Consider the following 15,685-nt stretch of genomic DNA (forward strand, 5'->3'; position numbering starts at 1 on the left):
AATAAAAACTGCCGTACATTCACCCCAAAGGAGTCTACACCGGTGAACACTGCTTTACGCTTCACCCCGCTATTCGTTGCATTGGCTGCAACGATGCCCTTCACAGCCCAGGCCGACGAGGAAAAGGCCGAAGGCTTTATCGAAGGGTCGAGCCTCAATGTGCACGCCCGCAACTACTACCTGAACCGCAACCAGTTGCTGCCAGGGGTGCGTGACAACCGCGAATGGGGCCAGGGCTTTCTCGGCAAGTTCGAATCGGGCTACACCCCGGGAACAGTCGGTTTCGGCCTGGATGCCCACGCCATGCTCGGCCTTAAACTCGACGGCGGTGGCGGTACGTCCGGCTCCAGCATCCTGCCGATCAACACCAAGGGCGATGGCGAGCCGGGCAAGGCGCACGATTCGTTCTCTACCGCCGGTGCTGCGCTGAAGATGAAAGCCTTCGACACCGAGCTCAAGGCTGGCGACCTGTTCCTCACCAACCCGGTGATCGCCGGTGGCGAGTCGCGCATGCTGCCGCAGACCTTCCGCGGCGTCAGCGTGACCAACAACAGCTTTGCCGGGGTCATGCTCGAAGCCGGCCAGGCCAGCTTCACCAAGCCCTACAACCAGAGCGGCCATCGGCGCATCGACACCTTTTACGGCCACCTGCCGGACGAGCGTGACAGCCGCCACCTGAACTGGGCCGGCGTGGCCTGGAGCGGCGTGCCGAACCTGACTTCGAGCCTGTACGCGGCCGAGCTCAAGGACATCTGGAACCAGTACTACTTCGACGTCGACTACACCTGGCAGCTCAGCGACCTGGTCAGCCTCAACCCGGGCCTGCACTACTACCACACCCAGGACACCGGCCAGGCGCTGCTGGGGCATATCGACAACAACACCTACAGCCTGCACTTCACCGTCAACCTGGGCTACAACAGCCTCACGGCGGTGTACCAGCGGGTCAACGGCAACACCCCGTTCGACTACATCAACCAGGGCGACAGCGTGTTCCTGGACAACTCGCAGATCTACTCGGACTTCAACGGCCCCAACGAGCGCTCGTGGAAACTCAAGTACGCCTACGACTTCGCCGGTGCCGGTATTCCGGGCCTGACCTCGGTGGTGTCCTACTCGCGCGGTGAGCTGGACATGAGCAAGGTCGACGCCAACAGCGTCGGCTACGGCCACTGGTACAACGCCGAGGGCGAGAACGCCCGGCACTGGGAGCGTGACTTCGACCTGCAGTACGTGTTCCAGGAAGGCCAACTGAAGGATCTTTCGGTACTGCTGCGCTGGGCTTCGCACCGTGGCAGTCAGGGTTACTCGCACATCGACAACGATGTCGACGAGTACCGGGTGATCGTTGACTACCCACTGAACATCTTCTGAGCAACCCTGTAGGAGCGGGCTTGCCCCGCGATGCGATGTGACTGTCCCATTGCAATCGCGGGGCAAGTCCGCTCCCACACCCCAGCATATCGTCAGATAGATGCGATTAACTCCTTGTCCGACAATCCTCAGGCCCCTAGAATACGGCCGCCGCGCAGTAATACCGCACTTTCTAGACGGTCTTCGGCATCAGTGACCATGACGTTGCCCACCCGATCCCAGCGATCCGCCCTGTACAAGTCTCATCCGGAGCTGATCCTCAATCTGGGCAGCTGCCTTGCGGTGCTCGCCATCGTCGCCATCGTCACCTTCTTGCTGATGCGCGAACGCAGCAGCGTCGAGCAGGCCGCAGCGCGCTCAGCCAGCAATATCGTGCAATTGATCGAAAGCGACATCGTGCGCAATGTCGAACTCTATGACCTGTCCCTGCAAGGCCTGATCTGGGCCACACAGCGCCCCGAACTGCTCGCCGTACCGATCGAGCTGCGCCAACAGATTCTCTTCAGTCAGGCCGTCACCGCCCCGGTACGCGGCGATATCCTCTGGCTCGATGCCAAGGGCGACGTGGTCGCCGACTCCACCAGCGCCATCCCACGCCAGGCCAATTTCGCCAACAGCGCCGACTTCCAGCAGCACCGGGCAAACCCCAATCTGGGGTTGCTGATCGGCCAGCCGTTCAAGGCGCGGCTGGGCGACCTGGACTGGTGCATCAGCTTCAGCCGACGGATTTCCGGGCCCAAGGGTGAATTCCTCGGGGTCGCCGCCGGGGCTTTGCGCCTGTCCTACTTCAGCGCGCTGTTCCAGCGCCTGGACATCGGCAGCGACAGCAGCATCAACCTGATGAACACCGAAGGCGTGCTGCTGGTGCGCCAGCCGGGCACCCCGGACGAGCCAAAAATCGGCAACAACTACAGCGACCGGCCGAACTTTCAGCGCATGCGTGCCGATGTCAGTGGCACCTTCTCCGGCATTTCCACGCGCACGGGCAAAGAACGCCTGTTCACCTTTGCCCGGGTCGGCGACTTGCCGCTGATCGTCATCGTTGCCCATTCCGCCGACGAAGTCTTCGAGTCGTGGCAGCGCACTGCCGTGCTGGTCAGCGTAGCCACCGGCGTGTTGTGCATCGGTATCCTCTGGCTGACCTTGCTGCTGGGCCGTGAACTGCGCCGCCGGCAGAGCGCCGAACAAGGCCTGGCCGCCCTCGCCGCCACCGACAGCCTGACCGGCCTGGCCAACCGCCGGCGCCTGGACCAGGTACTACGCCAGGAGTGGGCGCGCAGCCTGCGCAATGCCCGGCCACTGGCGGTACTGATGGTCGATGTCGACCACTTCAAGGCCTTCAACGACCGTCATGGCCACCCCGGCGGTGATGCCGCCTTGCGCCAGGTGGCCACGGCCATCGCCAACAGCATCCGCCGCCCGGCCGACCTGGCGGCGCGCTACGGTGGCGAGGAGTTCCTGGTGGTACTGCCGGAGACTGAACTGCCCGGCGCCCGCCTGCTGGCCGAGCGTATCCGCGCGGCCATCGAGGCATTGCCGCCGTTTGGCGACGACAGCGCGCCCATCACCGTCAGTATCGGCATCGGTTGCCACACGCCAGGCGCCCAGCAAGATCTGCAGACCTTGCTGGGCGATGCCGACGAGGCGCTCTACCGGGCCAAAGGCAACGGTCGCAACCGGGTCGAAGCCGCAGTCTAAGAGCGGGCGCGCGCCTCGTTGCGCAAGGCCTTGACCTGGTCATGGTTGCGCTGCACGCCATGGTACTGGCGCTCCACCAGGGCATAGACTTCACTGCCTGGCAGGGAATTGAGGCGGGCCAGCTTATCCAGGGCGTCCTTGTAGGCTTTCAGGGCATGATCCTCACCGCGCTCGACTTCATTGAGCACCGCTTCTTCATCCTTACCCGTAAGCATCGACTTCAAGTTGACCCAACCACGGTGCAGGTCACCGCTGACGCTGGTGGAGGTTTCCGGATCGCCACCGAGGCTGCGTACCTGCTGTTGCAGCTCTGCTGCGGCAGTGCCGCACTCCCCCGCACGCTGGATGAAGTAGCTTTTGAGTTGCGGGTTCTTCACATCCTCGGCAGAAGTTTTGAAACCCTTTTCGCCGTCCTTGCTGAACTCGATCAGTTCATTGAGTACCGAGACAACCTCTTTGTTGGGGCTAGTCATGACCATGCTCCTTTGCATGAGGGAAGATGCAAGGGAGCGGAGCAGGGTTTGTGCCAGCCCGAAAACAAACTAAATATTGTTATTTTTCAACAAGTTGAAATTTATTGAACTTATGATTTGCACGCGTTCTGCATGAACTGTCCTTTGGCCTTCATGCAGATTGCATGTAAGTTGGCCTCATCATTCTTCAACAACAGGTTTGCCATGAACCCGGAAGCCCTCGTCCTGCTGGTCACCCGTGAAATGCCCTACGGCAAATACCAGGGCCGACTGATCGCCGACCTGCCTGGTCACTACCTCAACTGGTTCGCCCGCCAGGGCTTTCCCAAGGGCGAACTGGGCGGCCTGCTGGCGCTGATGCACGAAGTCGATCACAACGGCCTGAGCGACCTGCTGGTGCCCCTGCGCAAGAAGCACCCGCGGCCGCGCAGCTGATCAGGCCTTGGCGGGCTGTACCGCCAGCTCCACCCCTTCACCGCGTTTGAGCACGGCATAGACCAGCGCCGTCAGCAGGCTGCCGGCAACGATCGCGAGCAGATACAACAAGGCATGGTTGATCGCATTGGGGATCAACATGACGAACAGGCCGCCATGGGGCGCCATCAGCTTGCAACCAAAATACATCGACAACGCGCCGGTCAGCGCACCGCCAGCGACACTGGCCGGGATCACCCGCAGCGGGTCCTTGGCAGCAAACGGAATCGCCCCCTCGGAGATAAAGCACAGGCCCAGCACCAATGCCGCCTTGCCGGCTTCGCGCTCGCTTTGGGCGAACTTGCGCCGGGCGATGAAGCTGGCGATCCCCAGGCCAATTGGCGGCACCATGCCGGCGGCCATGGTCGCGGCCATCGGTGCGTAGCTTTGCGAGGCCAACAGCCCCACGGAGAAAGCATAGGCCGCCTTGTTGATCGGCCCGCCGAGGTCGACGCACATCATCCCACCGAGCAACACTCCAAGCAGAATCGCATTGGTGGTACCCATGCTGTCGAGAAAATGGGTCAGGCCTTCGAGCATGCCGGCCACCGGTTTGCCGACCACATAAATCATCACAAGACCGGTGAACAGGCTGGCCAGCAGCGGGATGATCAGGATCGGCTTGAGCGCTTCCAGGCTACTGGGCAGGCGTGCCCAGCGACTGATGGCCTTGGCGCTGTAACCGGCGAGAAAGCCTGCGACGATACCGCCGATAAAACCCGCGCCCAGGGTGCTGGCCAGAAGGCCGCCAATCATCCCTGGCGCAAGCCCCGGGCGGTCGGCAATCGAATAGGCGATGTAACCGGCCAGCAGCGGCACCATCAGTTTGAACGCCGCCTCGCCACCGATCTGCATCAGGGCGGCAGGCAAGGTGCCGGGCTCCTTGTAGGCCTCGATACCGAAGACGAACGACAGCGCGATCAGCAAACCACCGGCCACCACCATCGGCAGCATGAACGACACGCCGGTGAGCAGGTGCTTGTACACCCCGGTTTTCTCGCTGCCGGCCGGGGCTGCGTTTGTACCTTGCGCCGCCGACTCCTCACGACCTTCGGCCAGGGCTTTGTTCAACGTCGCCTGGGCCTGCTTGAGGGCCACGCCGGTACCGCAGCGATAGATACGCTTGCCGGCAAAGCGCGCGGTGGGCACCTCGATATCGGCGGCCAGCAACACCACATCGGCCTCGGCAATGGCCACTGCCGACAGAGGATTGCGCGCCCCCACCGAGCCTTGGGTTTCAACACTGAGCTGGTAGCCCAGTTGCTGCGCCGCCTGCTGCAAGGCCTCGGCGGCCATGAAGGTGTGGGCCACGCCTGTCGGGCAGGCGGTGACCGCGACGATCTTCGCGCTGCGCTCTACAGGAGAAGCACGTTGCTCGGCTTCGGGCTGATAGACCACAGCCCGGTTGGCCGCATCGCGCAGAAAAGTTTCCACATCCGCCAGCGCTTGTGCCGGGGTGCTCTGGTACAGACGCTTGCCGGCAAAACGGCGCAGGTCCAGCGGGCCGGTTTTGATCACCAGCACCCAGTCGGCAGCGGCAATCGCCGCTGCCGACAACTGGCGCTCGGGTTGCTGCGGGTCGTGCACTTCGACGCAGGTGTTCCAGCCCAAGCGCTGCGCGGCCGCTTCCAGCAGGCGCGCACTGAGCACACTGGAGACCTGGCCATTGGGGCAGGCGGTGACGATGGCAATGTTCATCTGCAAGCCTCTTGTTGTTCTTCGCTCAGTTGCACCTGGTTTTCCAGCTGCGCCAGTTGCGCCCGGTCGTTGATGCCAAAACCGATCTGGGTCACCGCCTGGGCGGCAATCGCCGTGGCCCGGCGCAGGGTTTGCCCGGGGCTATCAGCGCTGAGCAAGCCATGGACCATGCCTGCCAGCAGCGAGTCGCCGGCGCCGACGGTGCTGGCCACCGCGACCTTGGGCGGCACGGCGCTCAAGGCCCAGCCCTGGCGGAACCAGTTGACGCCCTGCTCGCCCTGGGACACCACCACATGCTCGATGCCCTGGCCGATCAGTTGAGCCGCCGCGTGCTGCTGCTGGGCAAAGTCATTGACGGCGCTGCCGAGCACTTCGCCCAGCTCATCGGTGTTGGGCTTGACCAGCCAGGGCCCGCACACAAGCCCGGCACGCAAGGCTTCGCCGCTGCTGTCCAGGGCCACCTTCAGACCCATGGCCTTGAGCCGGGCCAGGAGCATCTGCAACCACTGCGGGCTGATGCCCCGCGGCAGGCTGCCGGCGACCACCACCGCATCGTGACCGGGGGCGATCTGCTCAAGGCCAGTCAGCAGTGCCAGCCGCGCCTGTTCATCGACCAGCGGGCCAGGGCCATTGATATCGGTGACCTGCCCGCCGGCTTCGACCAGCTTGATGTTGCAGCGGGTCTCGCCCGCCACCCGCACGAAGCAATCGGCAAAGCCACGGCGGGCAATCAGAGCTTCGAACGGCGCCAGGTTGTCACGGCCCAGAAAACCACCCACGGTCACACTGTGGCCCAGGTCGGCCAGCACCTGGGCAACGTTCAGGCCCTTGCCTGCCGCGTGGCTGTGCTGCGCCTGGCTGCGGTTGACCTGCCCTGCCTGCAGGCTGTCGAGGCTGACGGTAAGGTCCAGCGCCGGGTTCAGGGTCAGGGTCAGTATCTTGGCCATCAATGGGTCTCCAGCAGTGCCCGCACTGCGCTGGCACTGCCCAGCTGCAAGGCTTGGCGCGCAAGCTGCCGGGCATGTTCAAAGTTCAGTTCACGTACTTCGGCTTTCACCTCGGCGATGCTGCGCGCCGCGACGCTCAGTTCATCGACACCAAGGCCGAGCAACAACGCCACCGCCTGCGGGTCGGCCGCCAGCTCGCCGCACACGCCGACCCATTTGCCATGGGCATGGGCGGCGCGCACGGTGATATCGATCAGTTGCAGCACCGCCGGGTGCAGGCCGTCGGCTTGCGCCGAAAGGCTCGGGTGGCCACGGTCGATGGCCAGGGTGTACTGGGTCAGGTCGTTGGTGCCGATGCTGAAGAAGTCCACCTCCTGGGCCAGCACTGGCGCCAGCAAGGCGGCCGACGGCACCTCGATCATGATCCCCAGCTGCAGGTCGCTGACGCTGATTTCCTCACGCAGGCGCTCGACCATGGCCCGGGCCTGGCGCCACTCTTCGAGCTGGCCGACCATCGGGAACATGATCCGCAGCGGGCGGTCGCCAGCGGCGCGGAGCAAGGCGCGCAACTGGCTTTCCATCACCTGCGGGCGTTGCAGGGTCAGGCGAATGCCGCGTACGCCGAGGAAGGGGTTTTCTTCCTTGGCGATCGGCCAGTAAGGCAAGGGTTTGTCGCCGCCGACATCCAGGGTGCGCACCACCAGCGGCCGACCGTCGAGGCCGTCGAGCACACGGCGGTATTCGGCCTCTTGCACGGCTTCGTCCGGGGCTTGCTGATGGGCCATGAAAATCAGTTCGGTGCGCAGCAGGCCGACGCCTTCGGCGCCCTGCTCGACCACCGCTTCGATACCCGCGCTTTCACCAATGTTGGCGAACACCTCGATGGCATGGCCGTCGCGGGTGATCGCCGGTTCCAGGCGCCGGGCCTTGGCAGCTTGCAGACGTTGCTCGCGGCGGTCACGTTCGGCCAGGGCCCGTTCGAGTTCGTCAGCAGCCGGCGCCACGCTCAGGCGGCCGCGTTGGCCGTCGAGCAATAGTGGCGTGCCCGGCGCAATCAGCAGGACGGCATCGCCTGCGCCAACAACGGCGGGGATGCCCAAGGCGCGGGCGACGATTGCGCTGTGGGCGGTGGCGCCACCCCGGGCGGTGAGGATCCCGGCCACGCATTGCGGGTCGAGCCGCGCCACATCCGAGGGGCCGACCTCCTCCATCACCAGCACATACGGCTGATCCGGCGCCTGCACTTCAGCTTCGCCACACAGCTGGGCCAGCACCCGCCGACCGATATCACGCAGGTCGGCGGCGCGCTCGGCCAGCAGGGCGTCGTGCAAGGCTTCCTGCTGGCGCGCGGCAGCATCGATCACCGCCATCCACGCCGCCGCCGCGCTTTCACCCTGGCGCAGGCGCTGGTCGACTTCGTCGGTGAGGTCCGGGTCGGCGAGCATCTCCTGGTGGGTGATGAAAATCTCGCGGATGGCCTTGGCCGGGCTGCGCTGGGTCAGCGCTTGGATCTCATGGTTCACATTGGCCAGGGCTTGCTGCAGGCGTTGCCGTTCGATCGGCAGCGACTCACCGCGCAGCGGGTAATCGAACTCGCGCAGCACCTGGATATGCGCCGGGCCGCTGGCAATGCCCGGTGCGGCGGCAACACCCTGGATCTGCGCGCCAGCTGTGGGCGCCACACACTCAGGCTCGGCCATCACTTCGATGACCGCCTCAACGACAGGTGCCAGTGCCTCGACCTCTTCGCCCAGGCCCGCCTCGATGGCGGCCAGCAGCGCGGGCAAGGCATCGTTGGCGATACTCGGTTCGGCGATGATTTCCAGCACCTGCCCACGCCGCGCGCCGAGGCTGAGCAGCTTGCTCAGGCTCTTGGCCGAGACCGCAGGCTGGCCACTGTCGACCAGGCGCAGGCGAATCTCGCCAGCAAAATTTTTCGCCAGTTGCGCCAGCTCCTTGGCCGGGCGCGCATGCAGGCCGTGGGCGTTGGCCAGGCCGATGCGCGCACTCGGCCAATCACTCGGCAACTCGCCGCCGAGCACTTCCAGCACCGTGCGGCTGCTGGTGGCGCGGCACAGCTCCTGGCCGCGGCCTTCGATCAACAGCGTGCACAGGCGCTCAAGCAACGCCTGATGGGCAGCACCGAGGCTGGCCAGGCAGAACAGCCCCAGCAACGGTTGGCCGTTATGGCGCAGCGGCTGTTGCGGGGTGACGAAGGCCAGGCCCGGCTGGCGCACCGCCTGCTCGCTGTGCAGCCACCACAAACCCTCGCCCAGCGGCAGCGGCTCGACCTGCTGCAACACCCCGGCAAAACCCGGGCTGACACACTCGGCGCGGGTCAGCAGGCGCGCGGCACGCCACACCAGCTCATCGAAATCTTCGGCGGGCACGCCCAGGCCGATCATTTGCGCATCCAGCGCCAGTGCTTGCGGCGCGCCCTGCAGCAACTTGAGCAAGGCGTCGGCGGAGCTGGCGCGGCGCAGGGCTTCGGCCAGATCGGTCTCGCCCAGGGCACGGGTCAGCAGTTGCAGCAGGCGCAGGTGCTCATCGGAGCGGGCAGCAATGCCGATGGCCAGGTAGACGATCTGCCCGTCGCCCCAGTCCACGCCTTCGGGGAACTGCAACAGGCGCACGCCCGTGGCATGCACCAGCTCGCGGGTTTCGGGGGTGCCATGGGGGATGGCAATACCTTGGCCAAGAAAGGTCGAGCCCTGCGCTTCACGGGCTTGCAGCCCAGCCAGATAGCCATCGGCGACCAGGCCATCACTGACCAGGCGCTCGGCCAACAAGTGCAGCGCTGCCGACTTATCCACAGCCGACTGGCCCATGGATATCTGCTCCACGGTGAGCTCGAGCATGACCTTCTCCTTTGCAGCACCAAGTGGGTGCTGAGGTATTGTTGTGAATTGTTCAGCCCGGGGCCAGCGGCAATAACCCGGAGCAGGCGAGTGGATCGGCAGAAAAATCGCCTGCTGAAACGTTTAATCTAGATTCATGAGCACGTTACTCGATAATGTGCGATCTATGAAGCCCTGCTTGTCGTATTGCTGACTGCTGGCCTTATCGCGGGTCAAGCCCGCTCCCACAGGTGCACCTACTGTGAACAACATTGCCCATCTTGTAGGACAATTGCGACAATGGTCGTCTGCGCCTTCCTCACCGGATCGGCGACAATACCCGGTCAGGCTTTGCAGCCAGCCTCGGTAATAACAAGGAAAATGCGGTGAAACTCAGCGATATCGCACGTCTGGCCGGTGTGTCCGTGACCACGGCCAGTTACGTCATCAATGGCAAGGCCGAACAGCAACGCATCAGCAACAGCACTGTCGAGCGGGTGCGGGCGGTGGTCGAAGCCCATGGCTTCACCCCCAACCCCCAGGCTGCCGGTTTGCGCAGCCGGCACACGCGTACCCTGGGCTTTATCCTCCCCGACCTGGAAAACCCCAGCTACGCACGCATTGCCAAGCAACTGGAGCAACGCGCCCGCGCCCAGGGTTACCAACTGCTGATCGCCAGCAGCGACGACCAGCCCGAGAGCGAGCGTCAGTTGCAGCAACTGTTCCGCGCCCGCCGTTGCGATGCGCTGTTCGTCGCCAGCTGCCTGCCCCCCGAAGACGACAGCTACCGCGAACTGCAAGCCAAGGGCCTGCCGATCATCGCCATCGACCGCAGCCTGGACCCGGCGCACTTCTGTTCGATCGTCAGCGACGACCGTAACGCCAGCCAGCAATTGACCCGCAGCTTGCTGGCCACCCAGCCCGCGCATATCGCCCTGATCGGTGCCCGCCCGGAGCTGAGTGTCAGCCAGGCCCGTGCCGGCGGTTTTGACCAGGCCCTGGAAGGCTTCAGCGGCAAGGTCAGCCGCCTGCAGGGCGAAGCCTTCAGCCGCGAGTGCGGCCAGCGCCTGATGAACCAGTTGATCGACGAACTGGGCCGCCTGCCCGACGCCCTGGTGACCACGTCCTATGTGTTGCTGCAAGGCGTGTTCGACGTGCTGCAGGCACGCCCGGCCGACTCGCGCAGCCTGCAACTGGGCACCTTCGGTGATAACCAGTTGCTCGACTTTCTGCCGCTGCCGGTCAACGCCATGGCCCAGCAGCACGGCCTGATCGCCGAAACCGCACTCAAACTGGCCCTCGCCGCCGTCGAGCAGAAGCAGTACCAACCCGGCGTGCATGCCATTGGGCGAACCTTCAAACAGCGACTCTTCCCGGCCTGAGCATGCGCCTGATCGACACCCACACCCATCTGGATTTTCCAGACTTCGACCCCGACCGCCCGGCCCTGCTGGCCAATGCCCGGGCGGGCGGCGTCGAACGCATGGTGGTGCTGGGGGTGTATCAGGATAACTGGCAGCGGGTCTGGGACCTGGTGCGCAGCGACGCCCAGCTGTACGCCGCGTTCGGCCTGCACCCGGTCTACCTCGAGCAGCACCGCCCGGAGCATCTGGAAGAATTGCGCGATTGGCTGACCCGCATGCAGGGCGAGCGCCAGCTGTGCGCCGTGGGTGAATTCGGCCTGGACTACTACCTGCCCGAGCTCGACCGCGAACGCCAGCAGGCGCTGTTCGAAGCCCAGTTGCAACTGGCCGTGGACTTCAACCTGCCCGCCCTGCTGCACGTGCGCCGCAGCCATGCCAGGGTGATTGCCACGCTCAAGCGCTACAAGCTCAAGCGCGGCGGCATCATCCATGCCTTTGCCGGCAGCGTCGAAGAGGCGCGCGAATATCACAAACTGGGGTTCAAGCTTGGCCTCGGCGGCGCCGCAACCTGGCCCCAGGCCCTGCGCCTGCACAAGGTGCTGCCTCAGCTGCCGCTCGATAGCGTGGTGCTGGAGACGGATGCGCCGGACATGGCGCCGGTGATGTTCCCGGGCGTGCGCAACAGCCCGGCGCATCTGCCGCAGATTGCCCAGGCGCTGGCTACGATCATGGGGATCGAGGTTGAACGGCTGGCAGAGGTGAGTACGGGCAATGCCTGTGCGTTGTTTGGCTGGGCGTAATCCCTGTCAGCCAATACAGCGCAACCTGGGCCATTTGCTTAACCATGCCTTGGCCGCAATCCGCTCCTCATAGATCTGCCGCTTCTCCACCACAAAACGCCGGCTCGGCCTGAGCAACAGCCCGAACAGATCATCAAGCCCCAAAGGCGCCGACACTTCACACCCCCCTGCTGCGGTGCGCCGTACCGCAACGGCTGTGGCCGTTTCGCACCAGAAGGACATCGCTTGGGCTGATGAACCGTAGGGCGCATCGCCGTTGCGGCTGTGCATACGCGCCTGGTTTTTTACCGACCAGTCGATGCCGGGGGCCAACGTGCGCAATGTCGCTTCCAGACGTTGGTCTTCGTCAGGGTCGGCACGGCCGGGATCAAACCAGATGACATCTACATCCCCTGTAAGCGGTGACGGCCTGCGGTCGTGCAGGTGGTCCCATACCGCATTGCGCACAAATCCGGCACCAATCCAACAGTCCGGAAGTTCCAGGCGCCGGACCACATCGAGCAGCTGCCACCTGCGCGTATCGGCCGAGATAATTTGCTGTACCCGTGCTTCATGGTTCATAGCGCTTCCTTGCTGAAATACCGACTGATCCCATCAGCCAACTAGAACCAGCCGCGATCATCCTCCAGCTCCTGGCGACACACCTTGAGCTGGGCACCGTAGACTCGGGACTGCGCCTCCACCTTGCGCGCCACCTGCATCAGCCACGGCTTGCTGCGATAAGTCCCACGACTGAAACCGCCGCGCCCTTCGTGGTAGGCCAGGTACTGGTTGTACACATCCCACTTGGAAATCCCCAACTGGCGCTGGGTGCCGGCGGTGTACCAGCCAATGAACATGACCGCGTCATCGAAGTTATCCCGCGAGCCACCGTTGCCGGTACCGCTCTTGTACTCGCCCCAGACCGGGTCCTGGGCCTGTGCATAACCGTAGGCCGAACTCACTCGCCCCCATGGGATGACCCACAGCAGGTAGTCACGGGGCGGCAGTGCATCGGAAACGAAGCTGCTTTCCTGCTTCATGATCGCCATGGCCACATGTTGCGGCGTGCCGAACTGCTGCTGCATCTTCAGCGAATCTTCGTACCAGTCCGGGTACTCACGGTAGATGTTGCACAGATTGTTCTGATCCCGTGGCGGCGCGGTAGCACACCCGGCCAAAATCCCCACCGCCAGCATCAGCGCCCACACTCGCCTTTGTTTCATCCATCGCCCCAGCAAAAAAAGAGGGCTTCAAGTGCCCTTCGTCTATAACGCAGCACCTGAACCGGCCAGGCTGCGCTGCCATCTTACGATGGATTGAACCGCAATGGCCGGCTCAGCCTTTCCCGTCTACCAGCCGAACCCGGTGGCAATCAGCCGGCCCCAGCACTTGCCCGCTTGAGGCGCGCACCTGGAGCGGCATCAGCGGCTGGCCGCAGGCGTTGTCCAACAGCTGCGAGCGCGTCTCGCCGTGCTCGAACAGGTAGCGCTCGCCCCACTGACGCAGGCTGATCACCAGCGGGAAAATTTCACGGCCTTTGTCCGTCAAAACGTATTCCTTGTAGGCGCTGCCATCGGACGCCGGCTGCACATCGAACACCCCCACTTCAACCAGAGCCTTGAGCCGAGAGGCGAGAATATTCTTGGCCACCCCGAGGCTCTTCTGGAATTCGCTGAAGCGGCGAATATCGTCAAATGCGTCGCGAACGATCATCAACGACCAACGATCGCCAATGACCTCCAATGCTCTTGCCACCGGGCATTCGCGGTTTTGCGCTGCAGTGTCTGCCACCATGCTATGGACCTCTTGAATGACGACGGCGAAATCTGGTTGCAATTTGAAACCTTATTCGACAACAATCGAAACAAGTTTTTAATTGAAACCAGTTTAACCCACAGAGGCTCACATGACAGCAGATGCCGAGTCAGCCGCCCAAGCGTTGCCCGGGCATGGGCGCACTGCAGCGCGCGCCCCAGGGCTTTCGCCCTCCCTCACGTTGTTGCTCTCGATCACCTGTGCGCTGGCCGTCGCCAACGTCTACTTCGCCCAACCCCTGCTCGATTCCATGGCCCACAGCCTGAACGTGGACGCCTCGATGATCGGCGTGGTGGTGACGGCGACCCAGGTGGGTTACGCCATCGGCTTGCTGTTCATCGTGCCGCTGGGCGACTTGCTGAACCGCAAGTGGCTGGTGCTGACCCAGGTGCTGTTGTCGGCACTGGCCTTGGCGGCGGTTGGCGCCGCGCAGCAGTGGCTGACCCTGTTGAGCGCGATGGTCACCGTCGGCCTGCTGGCCGTGGTGGTGCAAGTGCTGGTGGCCTATGCCGCCGTGCTGGCAACGCCGTCGCAACGTGGGCAAGCGGTTGGCAGCGTGACCAGTGGGATTGTCCTGGGCATATTGCTGGCGCGCTTTACCTCCGGGCTGATCGCCGACCTGGCGGGCTGGCGGGCGGTGTATTTCGTGTCGGCCGGGTTGATGCTGGTCATCGCTGCGGTGTTCTGCAAAGTGCTTCCTGCAGCTGAATCACCACTCCGCCAACACCGCTACCCGGCGCTGATACGCTCGCTGTTCATGCTGTACCTCACCGAACCTGTGTTGCGCCTCAGGGGCCTGCTGGCCTTGCTGATCTTTGCTGCTTTTTCTGTGCTGTGGACCGCCATGGTCCTGCCCTTGAGCGCCCCGCCCCTGTCGCTTTCGCACACCGCCATCGGCCTGTTCGGCCTGGCCGGCGTCGCCGGGGCGCTGGCGGCCAGACGTTCCGGGCGCTGGGCCGACCAGGGCTTGGGGCAACGGGTGACAGGCATTTCACTGCTGCTCCTGACCCTGTCGTGGCTGCCCATCAGCTATGCCCAGAGCTCGCTGCTCGCCCTGGTGTTCGGGGTCATCGCCCTCGACTTCGCGGTACAAGCGGTGCACGTAACCAACCAGAGCCTGATCTTTGCCGCGCGGCCCGATGCCCAAAGCCGCATGGTCGGCGCCTACATGTGCTTCTACTCGGTGGGCAGCGCATTGGGCGCCGCGGCCGCGACCCAGGTTTATGCGCTGTGGGGCTGGAATGCGGTCAGCTTGCTGGGGGCGTTGATCAGCGCGACAGCCTTGCTGCTGTGGTTACTCTCGATGCATGCCACTACACCCGGTCAAGGAAGCCGCCGATGAAAACCCGCCACCTGCTACTTGCGATCTTTATCACCGCCATCTGGGGCGTGAACTTCTCGGTGATCAAACTGGGGCTCACCAGCGTCGACCCGCTGATACTCGCCGGCATTCGCTTCACCCTGTGCGCCCTGCCGGCGATCTTGTTCATCGCCAAACCTGATGTGCCATGGCGCTACCTCATCGGTTACGGGCTGGTCTTCGGCATCGGCCTATGGGGTGTGGTCAACCTGGGCATCCAGTCGGGTCTGTCTGCCGGCATTGCATCGCTGGTGCTGCAGTTCAGTGCGTTCTTCACCCTCCTGCTCGGCGCGTGGCTGTTCAAGGAAGCGCTGACCCGCTACCAACTGGCAGGCATGGGCATCGCCCTGGGTGGCCTGCTGAGCATCCTCTCCATCGTCGACGGCACCGTCACCCTCCTCGGCCTGGCCCTGGTGCTGCTGGGGGCCCTGGCCTGGAGCGTGGCCAACGTGATCATCAAAAAAGCCAGGACCACCCAGGTGTTCGCGTTTCTGGTGTGGTCCAGCGCCTTTTCGCCCATTCCCTTGTTTGCCCTCGACTACGCCGTGAACGGCGCGGCCGGTTACAGCGCCCTGGTCCACCAGCTCGACTACCGCGCCGTGCTGTCGATCCTGTTCCAGGTGTACCCCAACACCTTGTTCGGCTACTGGGTGTGGAACTCACTGCTCAAACGCTACCCAGTGTCCACCGTCGCGCCCTTGTCGTTACTGGTGCCGGTGTTCGGGCTGCTGGGTTCGCTGCTGATCTTCAACGAAAGCCTGTCACCCAACAAAATCCTCGCCGTGGTGCTGATCGTCTCGGGGCTGGCTGTCGGCCTGTATGGGCAGCGCATTGTTGCTGTGCTGATCAAGTGGAAGCATTGA

At 63.9% G+C, this 15,685-nt stretch carries 14 protein-coding genes; 7 read left to right on the plus strand and 7 right to left on the minus strand.

Translation table 11 applies throughout. From position 1 onward, the window contains the following. Window positions 1–42 precede the first annotated feature (42 nt). Together EXN22_RS23270 and EXN22_RS23275 are read left to right on the plus strand one after the other, a co-directional pair. The gene (locus tag EXN22_RS23270; protein ID WP_130266267.1) at window positions 43–1,374 is read left to right on the plus strand and encodes an OprD family porin; all 1,332 of its coding nucleotides are present in this window, start codon (window positions 43–45) and stop codon (window positions 1,372–1,374) included. A gap of 204 nt (window positions 1,375–1,578) precedes the next feature. Beyond that, window positions 1,579–3,072, plus strand: a complete 1,494-nt coding sequence (locus tag EXN22_RS23275; protein WP_130266889.1) for a GGDEF domain-containing protein — start codon at window positions 1,579–1,581, stop codon at window positions 3,070–3,072. On the opposite strand, the gene EXN22_RS23280 is transcribed toward EXN22_RS23275, so the two are convergent. Continuing rightward, window positions 3,069–3,545 (minus strand): PA2169 family four-helix-bundle protein, encoded by a 477-nt coding sequence (locus EXN22_RS23280; RefSeq protein WP_130266268.1) that lies wholly within the window; start codon window positions 3,543–3,545, stop codon window positions 3,069–3,071. The genes EXN22_RS23275 and EXN22_RS23280 overlap by 4 nt on opposite strands. A gap of 204 nt (window positions 3,546–3,749) precedes the next feature. Between EXN22_RS23280 and EXN22_RS23285 the strand changes: the two genes are divergently transcribed. Continuing rightward, window positions 3,750–3,980: a DUF3820 family protein gene (locus EXN22_RS23285; RefSeq protein WP_130266269.1), complete on the plus strand. Its 231-nt coding sequence runs from the start codon at window positions 3,750–3,752 to the stop codon at window positions 3,978–3,980. Here EXN22_RS23285 and EXN22_RS23290 read toward each other — a convergent pair whose 3' ends face one another. The 3 genes from EXN22_RS23290 to ptsP are packed head-to-tail and all read right to left on the minus strand — an operon-like array spanning window position 3,981 to window position 9,522. Continuing rightward, on the minus strand, window positions 3,981–5,717 hold the full coding sequence (locus EXN22_RS23290; RefSeq protein WP_130266270.1) for a PTS fructose-like transporter subunit IIB: 1,737 nt from the start codon (window positions 5,715–5,717) through the stop codon (window positions 3,981–3,983). It lies immediately after the preceding gene. Next, window positions 5,714–6,664 (minus strand): 1-phosphofructokinase, encoded by a 951-nt coding sequence (pfkB, locus tag EXN22_RS23295; RefSeq protein WP_130266271.1) that lies wholly within the window; start codon window positions 6,662–6,664, stop codon window positions 5,714–5,716. Before pfkB ends, EXN22_RS23290 begins: the two co-directional genes overlap by 4 nt. Further along, complete coding sequence (gene ptsP / locus EXN22_RS23300) at window positions 6,664–9,522, minus strand: phosphoenolpyruvate--protein phosphotransferase (protein WP_130266272.1); 2,859 nt, start codon at window positions 9,520–9,522, stop codon at window positions 6,664–6,666. The genes pfkB and ptsP overlap by 1 nt, the downstream gene beginning before the upstream one ends. Before the next feature lie 365 nt (window positions 9,523–9,887). On the opposite strand from ptsP, the gene cra reads away from it, so the two are divergent. Together cra and EXN22_RS23310 are read left to right on the plus strand one after the other, a co-directional pair. Next, window positions 9,888–10,883, plus strand: a complete 996-nt coding sequence (gene cra, locus EXN22_RS23305) for a catabolite repressor/activator (RefSeq protein ID WP_130266273.1) — start codon at window positions 9,888–9,890, stop codon at window positions 10,881–10,883. A gap of 2 nt (window positions 10,884–10,885) precedes the next feature. Beyond that, window positions 10,886–11,665: a TatD family hydrolase gene (locus EXN22_RS23310; RefSeq protein ID WP_130266274.1), complete on the plus strand. Its 780-nt coding sequence runs from the start codon at window positions 10,886–10,888 to the stop codon at window positions 11,663–11,665. A gap of 6 nt (window positions 11,666–11,671) precedes the next feature. Here the strand turns inward: EXN22_RS23310 and EXN22_RS23315 are convergent, their stop codons facing one another. The 3 genes from EXN22_RS23315 to EXN22_RS23325 all read right to left on the minus strand — a co-directional run bounded on the left by EXN22_RS23315 (window position 11,672) and on the right by EXN22_RS23325 (window position 13,441). Further along, window positions 11,672–12,226 carry a nucleotidyltransferase family protein gene (locus EXN22_RS23315; RefSeq protein WP_130266275.1) on the minus strand — a complete coding sequence of 185 codons (555 nt, stop codon included), beginning with the start codon at window positions 12,224–12,226 and terminating at the stop codon, window positions 11,672–11,674. A 41-nt stretch (window positions 12,227–12,267) separates the two neighbouring features. Then, complete coding sequence (locus EXN22_RS23320) at window positions 12,268–12,870, minus strand: transglycosylase SLT domain-containing protein (protein WP_130266276.1); 603 nt, start codon at window positions 12,868–12,870, stop codon at window positions 12,268–12,270. Window positions 12,871–12,982: 112 nt separating this feature from the next. Continuing rightward, complete coding sequence (locus tag EXN22_RS23325; protein WP_130266277.1) at window positions 12,983–13,441, minus strand: winged helix-turn-helix transcriptional regulator; 459 nt, start codon at window positions 13,439–13,441, stop codon at window positions 12,983–12,985. A gap of 112 nt (window positions 13,442–13,553) precedes the next feature. Between EXN22_RS23325 and EXN22_RS23330 the strand changes: the two genes are divergently transcribed. Continuing rightward, window positions 13,554–14,804 carry an MFS transporter gene (locus EXN22_RS23330; protein WP_130266278.1) on the plus strand — a complete coding sequence of 417 codons (1,251 nt, stop codon included), beginning with the start codon at window positions 13,554–13,556 and terminating at the stop codon, window positions 14,802–14,804. Further along, entirely contained in the window at window positions 14,801–15,685 is an 885-nt protein-coding gene (locus EXN22_RS23335; protein ID WP_130266279.1) for an EamA family transporter, read from the plus strand. Before EXN22_RS23330 ends, EXN22_RS23335 begins: the two co-directional genes overlap by 4 nt.

This window comes from Pseudomonas tructae (assembly GCF_004214895.1).
Classification (GTDB): Bacteria; Pseudomonadota; Gammaproteobacteria; order Pseudomonadales; family Pseudomonadaceae; genus Aquipseudomonas; species Aquipseudomonas tructae.